The organism is Armatimonas sp. (assembly GCF_964826245.1).
The window spans coordinates 1-15,803 of the sequence record NZ_CBAYMC010000086.1; the positions used below are offsets into that span (position 1 = coordinate 1).

Here is a 15,803-nt window from a genome sequence, read left to right on the forward strand (position 1 = left end):
TGCTCGCCGTTCCAGGTCTCGACCGGCGCGAGGCGCTCTCGAAACTGCGTGATGCCAATTGGGACAACCGCCACAGAGATAATCCCACCGAACGCGCCGCGCTTCTTCGGGTGGAGATTGGCGAGATCGGTGATCGTCTGGAAGAACACGTCGCCGTCGTTGTAGTGCGGCACCAGCACCACTTGCGCGTGGATCTGAATCCGGGCCTCGACCAGCCGCTCCAAGATCGGCAGGATCGGCTCGGGGCCACGGCGACCCAGAATCTTACCACGCGCCTCCGGGTCGGTGGCGTGAACCGAGACATAGAGCGGCGAGAGGCGCTGCTCACAGATGCGGTCTAGCTCGCCCGGCTTGAGGTTGGTCAGCGTGACGTAGTTGCTGTGCAGAAACGAGAGCCGGAAGTCGTCGTCTTTCACGTAGAGGCTGGGGCGCAGGCCCTTGGGCTGCTGGTAGAGAAAGCAAAAGACGCACTTGTTCTTGCAGATGTGCATACGGTCGAACAAATCCTCGGAGAACGTAATTCCGAGAGGCTGGTCGAAGCCTGTCTCGATGAAAACATTCAGCAGGTCGTCGCCGCGCTTGATCGCCAGAGTCACTTCCTCAGCAGCGGAGTAGAAGCGCCAGTCCACGACATCGGTGAGTGGGTGGCCATTGACCGAGAGCACCACATCCCCGACTTGCAGCCCTGCCTCTTCGGCGATACTGCCCGCATCAAGCGCCTCGATTGCATTGCGAGGCAGTGGCGAGCGGCGCTCAAGATGCTCAAGACGCTCATGGGTCGCGACGGGAAGGGTTAGGGCCATAGGGATTCATTGTATCGTGCAACAAAGTTTAACAAACAGGGGGTGGGCGGCGGTATAATGTTGTGACTACTGAAAGAGGCCAGGTCTCGCCCTCAAAAGAGATCGAAATAGAATTGCACGAAAATATTGTTCTCGCCAAGCGAGAGATCACAGACAACCTGGATCAAATCCTCGCCGTCTTACCGGAGCGGGTGCTCGCCGCTCTTGCGCCGCACTTAGAGGAGCACTCCGATCTTTTGGAGCTGGTGCTTGACCTAGGTCGCCCTGCGGAGGCGCGCTTTGGCAACAACCTCCAGATCGAGCTCCTGCCTGCCAGTGACGATCCCCTAGATCCGGCCAACGAGGTGACCCTGGACGATATTGCCCATATCACCAGCCGTATCTCGGACTTTGGCTTCGACAACCGCGCCGGGATCGAGCGCACGCTCCACCGCATCTCCTGCATCCGCAACCGTGGCGATCATGTGATCGGGCTGACGCTGCGTATTGGCCGCGCGGTCTATGGCACCGTGGACATTATCCGGGACATTGTCGAGAGCGGGAAGTCTATTCTCATGCTGGGCCGCCCCGGTGTGGGCAAGACCACCAAGCTGCGCGAAGTGGCCCGTATTCTCTCCGCAGAGTTTCGCAAGCGCGTCGTGATCGTGGACACGTCCAATGAGATCGCGGGTGATGGTGACATCCCGCACCCAGCGATTGGTCGCTCGCGGCGCATGCAGGTCAAGCGGCCTGAGGAGCAGCATGCGGTGATGATCGAAGCCGTCGAGAACCACATGCCACAGGTGATCGTGATAGACGAGATCGGCACTGAGCAGGAAGCCTTCGCCGCCCGCACGATCGCGGAGCGAGGCGTCCAGCTTGTAGGAACAGCGCACGGCAATACCCTGGAGAACTTGCTGCTCAACCCGACCCTCTCAGACTTAGTTGGTGGTATCCAGACCGTGACCCTGGGCGATGAAGAGGCCAAGCGGCGTGGCTCCCAGAAAACGGTGCTGGAGCGCAAAGCCCCTCCGACTTTCGAGGTGATTATCGAGATCCTGGAAGTGGATAAGCTCGCCATCCACCACGATGTTGCCAAAGTGGTGGACAAGATGCTCCGTGGCCAGCTCCCGCGCCCCGAGATTCGCGTCCGCAACACGGGTGGCATTGTCGAGGTCGTGCAGAAAGCCGAGCTCCCCCCGGACCGTCCGGGGGAACAGACCGGCGGCACGTATGGAATGACCTTTGACCCAGAACCTACCCCTTACTCCCCTTCCTTGGAACAGGGAAGGAGCCGGGGGATGGGCTCTGGGATGGGCTCTGGGATGGGTTCAGAGCGTGGGACGGGTACGGAGCGCAAAAGCTTCCGTCAGGAGGGTAAAACCGTTCACCTGTTCCCCTACGGCGTCTCCCGCTCCCGCCTAGAGCGGGCGATGGTCAATCTTCGCGTGCCAGGAGTCGTGGCTAGGGACATGAAAGATGCGGATCTGATTGTCGCGCTCAAGGCCACGTCGCGCCGGGAGCCTGCCAAGCTCCACGAGGCACGGGGCAAGAACATCCCGACCTATATCGTCCGTAGCAACACCTACATCCAGATCGAGAGTGCGCTTCGTGAGGTCTTCGGCCTCCAGCCCACGGTGCTCCCCACCGATGAAGAGGCCGCGATCTCCGAAGCCTCAGATGCCATTGAGCATGTGCAAGCCACCGGCGAGGCCGTCGAGCTTGCGCCACAAAATGCGTATGTCCGGCGCTTGCAACATCAATTAGTGGAACGCGCCGAGCTGGGCAGCGAGTCCATCGGCGTCGAACCACGGCGGCGTCTGAAGATCTTGCCCAGCATAGCCGTTTAAAATATGAAGGCTCACGGGAACCCGTGAGTCTCATCAGCCCTGGAAGAGCGGCTGGGTCGCAAAGCCTTTGTCGGGCTGGGATGTGGCCTTTACTTTTTGGTTTGCCTTCGGCTCTAATAACCCATCCTGTATAATGCGTCTGTGAACCAACGTGCTGTGACGCCGCGTGCTCTCTTTATTGGGATCGCTTTTGCTTTGTTCTTTGCAGCGGTGACGCCCTACAACGACTTCAAGGTAGCGGCGACCTACATTGCGGGAACGCAGTTTCCCATTGGGGCGCTCTTTATTCTGTTTGTCTTTGCCTTCGCCATCAATGCCTTACTGCGCACGGTCGCGCCCAAGGCCGTGTTCCAGCGCGGGGAGCTTCTGACGATCTGGACACTGATTCTCGTGGCATCGGGGATACCGTCGTCGGGGATGATGCGCTACTTTATCCCCGAGATCGTCGCCCACAAAGCCTTCGCCGACGACACGAACAACTGGGAGCAGAAGTTTCTAAACCAGCTTCCCAAGTGGACTCAGTTTCAGGACAAAGCCGCCGCCGATGCGTTTTTCAACGGCTACCACAAGGGCGAGGAGCGGATTCCCTGGGAGGCGTGGCGCGGACCGCTCTTTTTCTGGGGAATGCTAGCGATGCTCTTTCTGCTGGCCACTTTTGCGAGCTGCTCTCTCCTGCGCCGCCAGTGGGTGGAGAATGAGAAGTTCTCCTTTCCTCTCGTCACCCTCCCTCTCATGATCGCCGAGGACCCGGAGCCGGGGCGGAAAGTGAATGCCTTTTTCCGCAACCCGGTGCTCTGGGGCGGGGTGCTCTTTAGTACCATCATCCACACAATCAAGGGCCTGCACCTGCTCTACCCCTCGATCCCCGATATTAACTTAGAGTGGTCCTTCAATGACTTTCTCACCGTGCGCCCATGGAACCTGATTGGCTGGTTTCCGGCACGAATTCTTCTTATGGTGGTAGGAATCGCCTACTTGCTCCCTGCTGAGGTCTGCTTCTCGCTCTGGTTCTTCTTTTTGGTCTTCAAGGCGCAGGTGATGCTCTGTGGGTTCTACAACTGGCTCATGCCGGGGCCACAGGGCTACAGCGATACCAACTTCTCCGCACTCCAAGCCTACGGCGGCGGGATTGCTCTGGTGCTCTGGACTCTCTGGACGGGGCGGCGGCACTTTAGTGATATTGTGGAAAAAGCGCTGGGTGGCCCCCGTGCCAAGGACATTGACGACTCGGGGGAGCTGCTCTCCTACCGCACGGCACTGATCTGTCTGTTTATCGCCTACGGGGGAATTGCTCTCTGGCTGACCATGGCCGGTGTCTCGATCCTACTGACCCTGGTCTCGCTGGTCACCATGACACTAGGGCTGATCACGATCTCCTGGGCGGTCTGTCAGGCGGGCCTTGTGTTCATGGCCCAGCCCTATGGCTCCATTGACATCTTCTCGTTTCTCTTTGGCACCGCGCCGTTTAAGACCAGCGAGCTTTTCACGATGACCCGCTGGGAGACCATGTTCCTCTTCGACCCCCGCGAGATGCTCGCGCCCTCCGTGATGATGGGTGCCAAGACCACCGAGGTTGCCCCTAAAAACACACGCCCTCTGATGACAGCCATGATCGTGACGGTTCTCCTGGCGTTCGCCGTCTCACTCTACGCCAGCCTGGCACTGCCCTACTACAACGGCGGTGGCAACTCGCTCAACAATCTCTTTACCTACAAGTGGAGCCCCGAGAAGCCGCTAAACTTCCTCGGTGGCGCGGCCTCTGTCCCGTTTAAGGGCGATCTCAGCAATGGCCTGCACCTGCTCACGGGCTTTGTGGTCTTTCTGGGGCTGCTGATCCTGCGGGCGCAGTTCAACTTCGGCGTCCACCCCATCGGGATTCTCTGCGCGGGTGTCTGGGCGATTAAGATGCTCTGGCTCTCGCTCTTTATCGGCTGGTTTGCCAAAAGTATCATCCAGCGCTACGGCGGCATGAAAGGCTACCAGTTCTTTCTGCCATTTTTCCTGGGCCTCGTTCTGGGCGATGTTATCAACTCCGCCATCTGGGTCGGCCTCGGCTACGCCACCAATGTCGGCTACATGGTCATGCCCAACTAACGTTTTTGGGAACTCAAGCGGGTAAAATAGAGTCGTTCAAACAGGGCTTCGTGCCCAAAACCTATAAGGATAGTTTTTAACATGCTCGTTGGTAAACCCGCACCTGACTTTACCGCACCCGCCGCTTTTCCGGGCGATGGCGCTGCTGACCCGATCAAGAATATCTCCCTCTCGGACTACCGAGGCAAGTGGCTGGTCTTTTTCTGGTACCCGCTCGACTTTACGTTTATCTGCCCGACCGAGATTCTAGCGCTCGCAGATCGCCTGGAAGAGTTCCAGGACGTTGACTGCGAGATTCTCGGCGCTTCGACCGACTCAGTCTACTCCCACCGCGCTTGGGTGCGCACGCCCCGCGACCAGAATGGAATTGCGGGAACGAACTACCCGATTATCGCCGACATGACGCGCGAGATCGCGGCCAGCTACGGCGTGCTGATCGAGGAGGCTGGGCACTCGCTCCGTGGTCTGTTTATCATTGACCCCAATGGCGTGGTGCAACACTCCACGATCAACGCCAACAACGTGGGGCGCAACGTGGACGAAGTTCTGCGTACGCTTCAGGCGTTCCAGTCCGGTGGGCTCTGCGCCGCTAACTGGAAGCCAGGTGTCAAGAACCTGACGCCGGGAAGCTAAGTTTCTATGCCCCTGCGAACCGGTTCCCCGCTGCCGGAGCTTACCGGCGCGACCGAGTGGCGCAATGGCGACGTGAGCCGAGAGTCTCTTCTCGGCTCGCCCGTCTTGATCCATTTCTGGTCGCTCTCTTGCTATATTTGTAAAGGCAATCTCCCGCGCCTGAAAGAGTGGAAAGAGACGTATGGTCCACAAGGACTGAAAGTCATCGCCGTTCACATGCCGCGCGAGGAAGATGAGACCGATATTTCAAAAGTCGAGGCCGCACTGGAGCAGTTCTCCATCACCGAGCCCTGCGCCATAGACAATGAGCACAAGCTCACTGAGGCATTTGGCAACGACCAAGCCTGGGTGCCCTACTACTTTCTCTTCGACGCCGACGGCAACCTTAAGAGCCGCGGCGCTGGCCAAGCCGCCGCCGATGTGCTCGCGGGCGCACTGGCGCGCCTGTTTCCTCAGTAACGAACTATGAAAAAACTGAAATCAACTCGTGATGAGCACCTGCTCACACCCCAGCGCCCACACCGTGGCGAGGCCTGGCCGACCGATTCGTGGCGTGTCCTGCGTATCCAGAGCGAGTTTGTCCAGGGCTTCGATGCCCTCGGCGACCTTGGCCCTGCCGTCACCATCTTTGGCTCGGCGCGCACCAAGCCCGATGATCCGCAGTATCTTGCGACGGTTGACACGGCACGGCTTCTGGGCGAGGCGGGTTTTAATATTATTACCGGGGGCGGGCCTGGGATCATGGAGGCGGGCAACAAAGGCGCAAGCGAGGCCAATGTCGAGAGCGTCGGGCTCAATATCGAGCTTCCCTTTGAGCAGCACATCAACCCCTACTGCACCGAGACGATTGACTTCCACTACTTCTTTGTACGAAAGACCATGCTGGTGCGCTACGCCCAAGCCTTTGTGATCTTCCCTGGTGGCTTTGGCACACTAGACGAGCTGATGGAATCCCTCACGCTTATCCAAACGGGCAAGATCCACAACTTCCCCGTGATTCTGGTAGGCACTGCGTTCTGGGGCGGCTTGGTCGAGTGGCTACGAAACACGGTACTGGTAGATGGAAAGATTAGCCCTAATGATATGAACTTGTTCTACCTGGTAGACTCCCCCGAAGAAGTGCGCGATATTATCGTCCACGCGGTTCGGGGGGAGTCGGATCAGGAAGAGCGCGAGGAAAAAGCACGGCAGGAGACCGCAAAGGTCTACGCGCCCTACCCGTTCTCCTAAGCCATGCCCACTCCTCTACGATTTGCACTACTCGACCATATCGAAGCCCCACAGGAGCGTCCCTCGGCGGAGGTCTACGAGGAGGTGGCGGGCTACGTGCGCCTCGCCGACACACTGGGCTTTGACTACTACTGGTTCAGCGAGCACCACCGCTATGTGCACTATGGCCATCTCCCATGGCCGATGCTCCTGGCGCTGCATCTGGCATCACAGACAAAACAGATTCAGCTTGGGACGGCGATTATCTGCCTGAATCTTCACCATCCGCTGGCTATCGCGGAGCAGAGTGTGGTCGCGGATCTACTCATGCGGGAGAGGCTCGCGCCCGGCTTTGGCAGTGGCAGCTCTCCTACGGAGTCCGTGCTCTTTGGTAAAGAGCTCGTGTCTGAACAAGAGCGCCACGCCCACTTTGCCGAGGCGCTGGGGCAGATTCTGGCGAGCTGGCATGATTCGGAGAGCCTGCCGAAAGCAAGTCCAACGCTCCACACCCGGAGCTGGCAGGCGGTCAATAGTGTCGGAAGTGCGCAGAACGCCGGAAGGCTCGGGGTGAACATGATGTACTCTCATCTGCGCACCCCCGAGCAGTATAAACAGTACCGTCAGGCGTATTTAGACGCGGGTGGCACGGGCCTGATTGCGGCCAACCGCCCCGTCTATGTTGGTGTTGACGATGCCACGGCAATCGCGGAGCTAGAGCCCGCACTTCGGACGCTCTGGCGGCGCTTTCGTAGCGAGGGCAAGATTCCCGCGGAGACACCTGAGCCAGGCGACCCGTACGCTCTCTGCGGACATCCGATTAACTTTCTGGTCGGTGGCCCGGAGAGCGTGGCGAGGCAGATCGCGACGCTCCGCGCCGAGACGGACTTCGATGTGATCAACCTAGAGCCGAGCTGGGCGGGCCTCACGCCAGAACAGATTCGTCGCACGATCTGCCATCTCGCAGAGGCAGTACGCCCCGCACTGGGTACACTCTCACCGTGACAGAGCAAGAGACTTCCCGCCTTTCCGAGGCCCGGCGGATTTGTGACACGCTTTTGGAGCCCAACGCCGAGCGCGTGGACCGGAGTGGGCAGGTGCCACGTGAGAACTTAGAGGCGCTCGCCGCCGCTGGGCTTGCCGATGGGACGTTTGGCAGCGATGCCTTTCGTCGGGCTTTTGTGGAGCTGCTCTGCGCGGCGTGTGGGACGACGTATTTTATCCTGACACAGCATCTAGGCTCGTGCGGACAGATCGCCAGCAGCAGTAACACAGCCCTGCGGGAGCGCTTTCTGGCGGAGATGATCATGGGAAAGCACTATGTCGGGGTAGGGTTTGGCCACCTGCGCCGCCCTCAGCCGATGCTCCGGGCCACACCAGTTCCCGGTGGCTGGCTTCTTAGTGGCGTCGCGCCGTGGGTCACGGGCTGGCCTACTCTTTCGGCGACGATCTACGGGGCACACCTGCCCGACGGACGGCATATCTATCTCTACGTCCCAGCGCGTGAAGACAAGCATCAGCAAGTCTCCACGCCTCTGCCTCTCTGCGCGATGGGGGCTACAGAGACTGTCGAGGCCACCCTCACCGATCTCTTTGTCCCCACGTCCGACTGGGTGCGCGACGGCTCACCCGAGCAGCTCGCCGCCAGCGACACGGCCAATTTATGCAGCAATGTCGCCCCGATGCTAGGCGTTACACGAGGCAGTATTGCCCTTCTCAGACAGCTTGCCACAAAGAAGCCCTTCCCCGTGCTCTCCCAAGCTGCCGATGCCCTCCAGACCGAGCTTGAGCAGTGCCGCGAGCGTTGTTTTACGCTCAGTGGTAGCGATAAGTCCGCACCCGAGTGGCGCGAACACGCCCTTCAGGCACGCACTTGGGCCATCGAGCTAGGCGTCCGCGCAGCCCACACGGGAGTGGCAGCGGCATCGGGTGGGGCCAACAGCCTGGATCACCCCGCCCAGCGCCGGATGCGCGAGGCAATGTTCTACACACTTTTTCAGCAAACCAGCGAGATTCTGCAAGGCACCGTCACAAGGCTAGCACGACTGTCCTAGAACTCGTCGGTGCCGAGCAGCTCTTTTTCCATATTGTCAGCGGCTTCGGCGGCAATGCGAATGGCCTGACGGATATAGGCGGAAGAGGCGTTGCCGGGGATGTCCACCCGGTAGTAGGCGCTCCAAGCTCCGCCCTCACCCTTCTCGACTTGAAACGCACCGAACTTGTAGTGCTTGGTGAGCAGCTTCTCTAGTACCTCCGCGCTAGGCCGTTCCTTGCCTTTCCAGCACACCGACCAGACTTCACGCGTCGCCACTTCCGTGGTCATAGGCTCCGTAATTTTCTCAACCGCTCCCCGAATAAAGATCAGCTGCGAGCGCTTCTCATCGTCCCACTGAATCTCAACACTGTAGTCGCCATCTTTATCAAGTTTGTAGGCATACTTCGTCGCCTTGATCGTCGCCTCAAACGGATCAGCTTTTGGTTTAGAGACAGCAGGGTCTTGTGAAGAGCTTAACGCTAGAAGCGCAAGGTAGGGTGCAAAAAACATGGGATTAGATTCCTCTCAGTTCAATAGAAACAGTAGAGCCTGCCTGCGTTATGGGAGCGCTACAGAGCTTATTTTCGCGCTCCAAGCGGGCATGGGCGGTTCTATAAATAGCCCAAAGTCTGAGAGCGCCGGGCAGGCGGCTGCTTTTGTCACGCGGATCCGCACTTTGTCGGTCGTGGTGGTTGGGATGCGCCAGAGCCTACAGGAGCCGATGGACTGGGCTTTGGCAACTTCCACCCAGCTATCATCTTGCCAAATGTCAATCGCGGCTTCGTCTATGCGCTGGCCGAGTGCAATCGCTTCACGGAGCCGGATGATATTGAATGTTTTCGGGCGGCCTAGCTCAAGCGTGAGCTCTGGCGTGAGCACGGGGTCATCTGTGTACCAGGCTGTCTCCCTGCTCCCATCCAGTAGGTGCTTGGGATCCGAGCCATGGCGCGTGTTCGATGCCGTAACCTTTGCACCGATAGCGAGGTTCTTCGTAAACGTCTTCTTGAGATGCTCCCCAAAGATTTTCAGGCTGCTAGCGTCTAGCTCGTGCACCAGGCCGCGACGATCTGGCGGGATATTCAGCAACATCGAGGCACCACGCCCGACCGACTCCAGATAGTGCGTCATGAGCTGCGCCGGGCTCTTGACCAACTTATTCTGCGCCTCGTGCCAGAACCAGCCGGGCCGTATCGAAAAATCTACTTCGGCGGGAATCCAGGACTTGCCATTGCGCTCGCCCGAGAGCAATTTTTTCTCATCCATCTGCCCGACGCCATCTTTGGGGCCAATGGTGATCGTGTGCCAGCATGGGTCGCCCGCGAACCCGCGCTCGGTTCCGACCCAGCGGGCGTCCCAGCCGATGTCGCTCCAGACACAGGCATCGGGCTGGAGCTCCCGGATGAGCTGCCACGTGGTGGGCCAGTCGTAGTAGGTTGTCCGATCAATCTGCCGGGACTCACGCTTGCCACCGTAGTAGCCATCGCCGCCGTTGGCACCATCGTGCCAGGTCTCAAAGATCGGTCCGTACCAAGTCAGAAGCTCACGGAGCTGCTCTCGATAGATCTTCGTGACATAGTCTGAGCTGCCATAGAGCGCGTTGTTGCGATCCCAAGGCGAGAGGTAGACCCCAAACTTCAGCCCTTGCTTCTGACACTCCCGCGCCAGCTCCCCGACAATATCGCCCTTGCCATTTCTGTAGGGGCTGGCGCTGATGTTGTGCTTGGTAGTCTTGGTCGGCCAGAGACAAAAGCCATCATGGTGCTTGCACGTCAGGATCGCCGCCTTCAGTCCGGCGGCTTTAAGGGAGCTGATAATCTGCTTGGCACTAAACTGCGTGGGATTGAAGATACTCGGGCTCTCGTCGCCATAGCCCCACTCTTTATCCGTGAAGGTATTGGTCGTAAAGTGCAGAAACGCATAGGTCTCCAGCGTATGCCACTTAAGCTGACGGGGACTGGGTGTAGGGCCATACGGAGCAGGCAGGTCGTTATGGGTACTCATGAAAGACACGATACATCAAATTTGATCTAAGTTGCAATAGAGAAAAACCCAATATTTATATCAGGTAGCTCTGTTGCCTAGAAAGTAGAACTGATGTCTCGTCTTTTTAAAAAGCAAGGAGCGGTGTCTCGGCTTACAGCACTCACTTGCAGCCTCGTTCTAATCGCTTCAAGTGCGCACGCCACTTTCACCATCACGCTCAACTTCAATCCCAGTGTCACAGCTCCCCAGCAGGCAGTTTTCAATACTGCCAAAGCCACCTGGGAGAGCCTTGTCACGGGCTACCAACCCGGCATTTCTCTCACGGGAATCACCATTGATGCCTCCATCCCATTTATAGATGGCGCAGGGGGAGTTCTCGGCCAAGCAGGCCCCACAGCGGGAGTCATTCAGGGAGGCTTCACGTTAACGACAACAGGCATTATGGAGTTCGATTCCGCCGATGTTGGCAGTATGAGCACAGAGACATTTAATGCTGTTATCTTGCATGAGATGGCGCACGTCATGGGGCTGGGAACCTGGTGGACGAATAATGGGGTCTATGTGAATGGCACGGGTCAGTACACGGGAGCCAATGCCTTAGCTGCCTACCAGTCAGAGTTTGATGCGGGGGCTACCTTTGTTCCTATTGAGCTCGGTGGCGGCGGGGGCACTGCAAATGGACACTGGAACGAAGTAGACGGCGGTGCGGGGCCGACAGGGATTGTGGGAATCAACCCCAATATTGCCAACTCCTATGGAAAAGACTTTCGCGATGAGCTGATGACAGGCTGGCTCAATAGTAACTCTTTTATCAGCAATACCACCGTCATGTCTTTTCGAGATATTGGCTTCACCACCGTCAATCTTGCCGTCGTCCCTGAACCTGCCAGCCTGAGCTTGCTTGCTCTGGGTCTTGCGGGCCTCATCACACGCCGTCGCCGACACCAGCCTCAATAATCCGAGAGTACCTTGGGCGGGAGGGCGGCGCGGAGGGCGTTGAGAACCGCAAGGACATCTATGATTTCTTGTGCAACAGCGCCCGTGACGGGTGTGAGAAGCCCAGCGGCTCCGAGGAGCATGCCAATGATACTGAGTACCATGCCGCCGACCGCACTTTGCAGCGCAATGCGTCGCATGCGCTGGCCGATGTGCATGAGAACGTCCACTTTTTCCAGCGAGCTGTCTAAGATCACGGCATCGGCGGCCTCGCCTGTGATCTCAGAGTTATTGCCAAAGGCGATCCCCACCGTGGCGGCCGTGAGTGCGGGCGCATCGTTGATCCCATCGCCCATGAAGACAGTCGGGGCTTTCTTGGTCTCGGAGCGGACGAGCTCTAGCTTTTGCTCCGGGCTCTGGCTGGCGAAGACCTCGGTGATCCCGACACGCTCGGCGAGGTAGGCAACTTCGCTCAGACGATCCCCAGAGACGAGTAGCACGCGCTTGATCCCATGCCGGGGCGCGAGATGCTGGATAAAGTGCGCTCCCTCAGGCCTGGGCTCGTCGCGGAAGCGTAGCGCCCCCGCGTAGAGATTATCCACAAGGACGACGCACTCCATTCCGGCGACGGCCTCGGGGAGGGCGGCGGCCTGCTCGGGGTAGAGTGCAGCGAGCTTCTTGCGGCTCGTGACATGGACACTGCGCCCAGAAATTTCTGCTCGGAGCCCATCGCCCGGCAGCTCCTTCACCTCACTGGCATCGCGAAGCGTGAGCTTCGTCTCGTCGGCGGCCTCCAGAATGGCACCAGAGAGCGGGTGCTTGGAGTAGCGCTCCAGGCTTGCAACTAAGATCAGTAGCTCGTCTTTGTCAAAGCCCGGCGCGGTCAATAACTCCGTAAGTTTGGGCTTGCCGTAGGTGAGCGTACCCGTCTTGTCGAAGAGCGCGATCTTGCACGTGCTCAGGTTCTCCAGCACCGACGGGTCCTTGATGATAATCCCCTTGCGTGCTGCCAGCGAGATCGAGCCGATGATGGCGATGGGGATGGCGATCAGCAGCGGGCACGGCGTGGCGATCACCATCACGGCGAGAAAGCGCAGGGGATCGTGGGTGAGGAGCCAGGCGATGAGCGCGATCCCCACGGCGAGTGGCGTGTACCAGGCTCCGAGCTTGTCGGCGATCCGGCGCAGGTGTGGGCGGTTCTGCTCGGAGCTGCGCATCACCTGCATGATCCGGGCGTAGCGCGAGTCTTGGGCAGGTTTATCGCAGCGGATGGTGAGCGCGCTCTCGCCATTGATCGCCCCAGAGAGCACCGTGGTTCCAGGCGCCTTAGAGACCTGGTACGGCTCGCCCGTTAGATACGACTCGTCCATTGCCCCATGCCCATCGAGCACCGTGCCATCGACCGGACAAAGGGCATGGGGGAACACGACCAGCGTGTCCCCCACCACAACCTCCGCCAGCGGCACCTCGGTGAGCTTCTCCCCCACTTTGCGCTGCGCCATCGTGGGCATGCGCTTGGCGAGGGCTTGCAGCACCGACGACGCACTCTTCGTCGCATAGGCTTCCAGCGCCTCGCCGCCCGAGAGCATCAGCACGACCAAGGCTCCGGCTAAGTACTCACCTAGTAGCACAGAAGTGACAATCGAGATTCCCGCCAGCAAGTCCGAGCCAAACTCGCGCTTGATGAGCTTTTTCAAGAGCTCCCAGACTAAGGGAGTCCCGCCGAGCGCCAGCACCATAAAGAGCGGCAGGTTGGTTGGGAGCTTGGCGGCGTGGAATCCGAAGCGCAGGCCCAAGTGGAGCGCAATCCCTGTCAGTGCCAGCACGGCAATTCCCAGCTGCGCCCGATTGAGCCTCTCTTGCTCTGTCATTTAGTCGTCGTCCTTCGTGTGTCGCTTCTTGCCTTCGTGCTCCCGCTCGCCCTCATGCTCATCGTCCTCTTCATGGCCCTTGCCCTTCTCGTGGCCCTTGCCCTTTGTCGGCATGGCACTCCTAGAGACTCTAGAGGTATCTAGCTGGACTGTGGTTCCCTTGAGCTGTACGGGAAAGCTCGCCAGCGGGGTGCGTGCCGCGCCGCGTGGATCCTTGCCCGTTACGGCAAAGCTCGCCCCGTGGAGGGGGCAGACAAAGCGCTTCTGGGTTGCGTTCCAGCGTACCTCGCCGCCTTCGTGGGTGCAGCGAGCCGAAAGGGCGAGCCAGTGGGTGCTGTCTTGGCGCGTCACAAAGACTACCTGGCCTTTGGGGAGCGTGATACGGCGCGGCACGCCCATCTTGAACTGCGCGACACTTCCCACTTTCTCCCAGGTCGCGGCCTCAGACTCTCCGCCACCGATGGCGGTCGCGACCAGAACAAAGCCGCCTTGTACCAGCACTTGCAGAGCATGGCGGCGAGAGAGATCGCAGCCTGTTTTTTCGTGATTCGTTTTCATAATTTTCTCCTCGTCTCACAACGCAAAAGACCCGTGAGACGTAACGATATAGTCGTCAGTCCCACAGGGCTTAGTTTCCTGTTGCCTCTCCGTAGTTGCTAAGGAGAAGCCCGGCTGCACTTGCGGGAGCTACCCGCAAGCCGCCTGATCTGTCAAGATTTTATCCGAGCACTCGCTCCGTTGCCATCCCCCGAACGGCAGAGTTTGCCAGGAGCGCCTCAGCGGCTTTGACAATCGCGGCGGCGTCCATTCCGACGAGCTCGCGGAGCTTGGGGATGGGGCCGTGCTCGACGAAGTGATCTGGGAGGCCGATTCGGGTGACTTGCACGTCGGTGAGGCCACGGTCGGTGAGGAGCTCGACAATCGCGCTGCCAAAGCCTCCGGCGAGAATGCCGTCCTCTACCGTGATGATTCGCTTCGTGCGGCGGGCGAGCGCAAGAATCGCCACTTCATCGAGCGGCTTGACCCAGCGGGCATTGAGCACTTCGACCGTGTGGCCTTGGGTCTCCAGTGTATTGGCCGCGATGAGCGCCTCGCTCACAATCGGGCCAAGGGTGATAATGCCGATATCGTCCCCGCGCCGCAGGGTCTCAGACTGCCCGAGCTGGATCGGGGCGCACGTATCCGTGAGGTTCTCGCTGCCGCCGCGTGGGTAGCGCAGGGCGATGGGGCCTTTGCGATAGGCGAGGGCGAACTTGGTCATCTCGCGCAGCTCCTGCGGGTCTTTGGGCGAGAGCATCACCAAGTTCGGAATCGAGCGCAGGTAGGCGATATCCATGGTTCCGTGGTGCGTCGCGCCGTCATCCCCGACAAGCCCCGCACGGTCAATCGCAAAGACCACGGGCAGGTTCTGGATACAGACATCGTGGACAATCTGGTCGTAGGCGCGCTGCAAGAACGTCGAGTAGATCGCGCAGACGGGCGTGAAGCCCTCTGCGGCAAGCCCTGCGGCAAAAGTGACCGCGTGCTGCTCCGCGATCCCGACATCGAAGAAGCGCTTGGGGAACTTGTCGGCGAACTTGGCCAGGCCCGTGCCATCGGGCATGGCGGCGGTGATGGCGACCACTTTGTCATTGTTGACGGCGACTTCATTCAGGCTCTCGACAAAGGCCTGGGTGTAGGTGACGCCACTGGACTTCTTCTCCATCTTGCCGTCTTCGATCGAGAAGCCCGTGGTCGCGTGCCAGGTGCGCTGGTCTTTCTCGGCGGGCTCGTAGCCCTTGCCCTTGGTGGTCAGGACATGGAGCAGAACGGGGCCATCGAGGTGCTTGGCATGCTCGAACACCTGAACCAGAAAGTCTGTGTCGTGACCGTCAATGGGGCCAATGTACTGAAAGCCTAGCTCCTCGAAGAACAGGCCGGTGTTGGCAGGCGACGTAAAGTGGGTCGCGGCATGCTTGGCACCTGCGGCGGTGCGGTAGAGAAGGCCGTCTTTGTTGAGCGATTTCTTGACCGTGCTCTCCACTTTCTGGTAGGTGGGCATCAGCCGCAGCTTCGCCAGATAGGTCGCCAGCGCCCCGACATTCTCGGCGATACTCATCTCGTTGTCGTTGAGAACCACCAGCATCTTGGTCTTCTGGTCGCCTATATTGAGCAGGGCCTCCAGCGCCATCCCGCCCGTGAGCGAGCCATCGCCGATAATGCCGATCACGCTCTCTTTCGAGCCACGCAGGTCGCGCGCCTTGGCAAACCCCAGTGCGGCGGAGAGAGACGTGCTGGCGTGGCCTGCGCCGAATAAGTCGTACTCGCTCTCGTCGCGGCGCAGAAACCCCGAGATTCCCTGGTACTGCTTGATCGTGTGGAGCTGCTTCCAGCGCCCGGTGAGCATCTTGTGCGGGTAGCACTGGTGCCCCAC

General features: G+C 59.5%; 14 protein-coding genes and 1 riboswitch. Of the genes, 8 read left to right on the forward strand and 6 right to left on the reverse strand.

What is annotated here, in order from left to right; genetic code table 11:
- The coding region (locus AC1XOS_RS10175; protein ID WP_481962112.1) for a PDZ domain-containing protein at positions 1 to 803 on the reverse strand (803 nt) is incomplete at its 3' end.
- 125 nt (positions 804 to 928) lie between these two features.
- Between AC1XOS_RS10175 and AC1XOS_RS10180 the strand changes: the two genes are divergently transcribed.
- From AC1XOS_RS10180 to AC1XOS_RS10210, 7 genes are all read left to right on the forward strand, one after another.
- A complete protein-coding gene (locus AC1XOS_RS10180) occupies positions 929 to 2,632 on the forward strand; it encodes a R3H domain-containing nucleic acid-binding protein (protein WP_481962125.1) in 1,704 nt (567 codons plus the stop codon).
- 141 nt (positions 2,633 to 2,773) lie between these two features.
- On the forward strand, positions 2,774 to 4,726 hold the full coding sequence (locus AC1XOS_RS10185; protein WP_481962113.1) for a DUF6785 family protein: 1,953 nt from the start codon (positions 2,774 to 2,776) through the stop codon (positions 4,724 to 4,726).
- An 81-nt stretch (positions 4,727 to 4,807) separates the two neighbouring features.
- Positions 4,808 to 5,359, forward strand: coding sequence for a peroxiredoxin (locus AC1XOS_RS10190; protein WP_481962114.1), 552 nt, complete (start codon positions 4,808 to 4,810; stop codon positions 5,357 to 5,359).
- Positions 5,360 to 5,365: 6 nt separating this feature from the next.
- The gene (locus AC1XOS_RS10195) at positions 5,366 to 5,818 is read left to right on the forward strand and encodes a redoxin domain-containing protein (protein WP_481962115.1); all 453 of its coding nucleotides are present in this window, start codon (positions 5,366 to 5,368) and stop codon (positions 5,816 to 5,818) included.
- A gap of 6 nt (positions 5,819 to 5,824) precedes the next feature.
- Positions 5,825 to 6,589, forward strand: coding sequence for an LOG family protein (locus AC1XOS_RS10200; protein WP_481962116.1), 765 nt, complete (start codon positions 5,825 to 5,827; stop codon positions 6,587 to 6,589).
- Positions 6,590 to 6,592: 3 nt separating this feature from the next.
- Positions 6,593 to 7,570 carry an LLM class flavin-dependent oxidoreductase gene (locus tag AC1XOS_RS10205; protein ID WP_481962117.1) on the forward strand — a complete coding sequence of 326 codons (978 nt, stop codon included), beginning with the start codon at positions 6,593 to 6,595 and terminating at the stop codon, positions 7,568 to 7,570.
- Positions 7,567 to 8,619 (forward strand): acyl-CoA dehydrogenase family protein, encoded by a 1,053-nt coding sequence (locus AC1XOS_RS10210; RefSeq protein ID WP_481962118.1) that lies wholly within the window; start codon positions 7,567 to 7,569, stop codon positions 8,617 to 8,619. Before AC1XOS_RS10205 ends, AC1XOS_RS10210 begins: the two co-directional genes overlap by 4 nt.
- Here AC1XOS_RS10210 and AC1XOS_RS10215 read toward each other — a convergent pair.
- Entirely contained in the window at positions 8,616 to 9,110 is a 495-nt protein-coding gene (locus AC1XOS_RS10215) for a hypothetical protein (RefSeq protein ID WP_481962119.1), read from the reverse strand. The two genes, AC1XOS_RS10210 and AC1XOS_RS10215, sit on opposite strands and share 4 nt — an antisense overlap.
- A 48-nt stretch (positions 9,111 to 9,158) precedes the next feature.
- Positions 9,159 to 10,601, reverse strand: a complete 1,443-nt coding sequence (locus AC1XOS_RS10220) for an alpha-L-fucosidase (RefSeq protein WP_481962120.1) — start codon at positions 10,599 to 10,601, stop codon at positions 9,159 to 9,161.
- A gap of 93 nt (positions 10,602 to 10,694) precedes the next feature.
- Between AC1XOS_RS10220 and AC1XOS_RS10225 the strand changes: the two genes are divergently transcribed.
- Positions 10,695 to 11,540 carry a PEP-CTERM sorting domain-containing protein gene (locus AC1XOS_RS10225; RefSeq protein WP_481962121.1) on the forward strand — a complete coding sequence of 282 codons (846 nt, stop codon included), beginning with the start codon at positions 10,695 to 10,697 and terminating at the stop codon, positions 11,538 to 11,540.
- Here AC1XOS_RS10225 and AC1XOS_RS10230 read toward each other — a convergent pair.
- The 3 genes from AC1XOS_RS10230 to dxs form a co-directional block, all read right to left on the reverse strand.
- Positions 11,534 to 13,390, reverse strand: a complete 1,857-nt coding sequence (locus AC1XOS_RS10230; protein ID WP_481962122.1) for a heavy metal translocating P-type ATPase — start codon at positions 13,388 to 13,390, stop codon at positions 11,534 to 11,536. The two genes, AC1XOS_RS10225 and AC1XOS_RS10230, sit on opposite strands and share 7 nt — an antisense overlap.
- On the reverse strand, positions 13,391 to 13,948 hold the full coding sequence (locus AC1XOS_RS10235; RefSeq protein ID WP_481962123.1) for a QcrA and Rieske domain-containing protein: 558 nt from the start codon (positions 13,946 to 13,948) through the stop codon (positions 13,391 to 13,393). It abuts the gene before it with no gap.
- A 54-nt stretch (positions 13,949 to 14,002) separates the two neighbouring features.
- A riboswitch (NiCo riboswitch) is annotated at positions 14,003 to 14,110 on the reverse strand.
- A partial coding sequence (gene dxs, locus AC1XOS_RS10240; RefSeq protein ID WP_481962124.1) for a 1-deoxy-D-xylulose-5-phosphate synthase occupies positions 14,109 to 15,803 on the reverse strand: 1,695 nt, incomplete at its 5' end. (Overlaps the previous riboswitch by 2 nt.)

What these genes read in the sequence shown, in the direction of transcription:
- AC1XOS_RS10215 (WP_481962119.1), bottom strand. Translation starts at nt 9,110, where the DNA reads ATGTTTTTTGCACCCTACCTTGCGCTTCTAGCGTTAAGCTCTTCACAA.
- AC1XOS_RS10230 (WP_481962122.1), bottom strand. Translation starts at nt 13,390, where the DNA reads ATGACAGAGCAAGAGAGGCTCAATCGGGCGCAGCTGGGAATTGCCGTG.
- AC1XOS_RS10200 (WP_481962116.1), top strand. Translation starts at nt 5,825, where the DNA reads ATGAAAAAACTGAAATCAACTCGTGATGAGCACCTGCTCACACCCCAG.
- AC1XOS_RS10235 (WP_481962123.1), bottom strand. Translation starts at nt 13,948, where the DNA reads ATGAAAACGAATCACGAAAAAACAGGCTGCGATCTCTCTCGCCGCCAT.
- AC1XOS_RS10220 (WP_481962120.1), bottom strand. Translation starts at nt 10,601, where the DNA reads ATGAGTACCCATAACGACCTGCCTGCTCCGTATGGCCCTACACCCAGT.
- AC1XOS_RS10195 (WP_481962115.1), top strand. Translation starts at nt 5,366, where the DNA reads ATGCCCCTGCGAACCGGTTCCCCGCTGCCGGAGCTTACCGGCGCGACC.
- AC1XOS_RS10205 (WP_481962117.1), top strand. Translation starts at nt 6,593, where the DNA reads ATGCCCACTCCTCTACGATTTGCACTACTCGACCATATCGAAGCCCCA.
- AC1XOS_RS10190 (WP_481962114.1), top strand. Translation starts at nt 4,808, where the DNA reads ATGCTCGTTGGTAAACCCGCACCTGACTTTACCGCACCCGCCGCTTTT.
- AC1XOS_RS10225 (WP_481962121.1), top strand. Translation starts at nt 10,695, where the DNA reads ATGTCTCGTCTTTTTAAAAAGCAAGGAGCGGTGTCTCGGCTTACAGCA.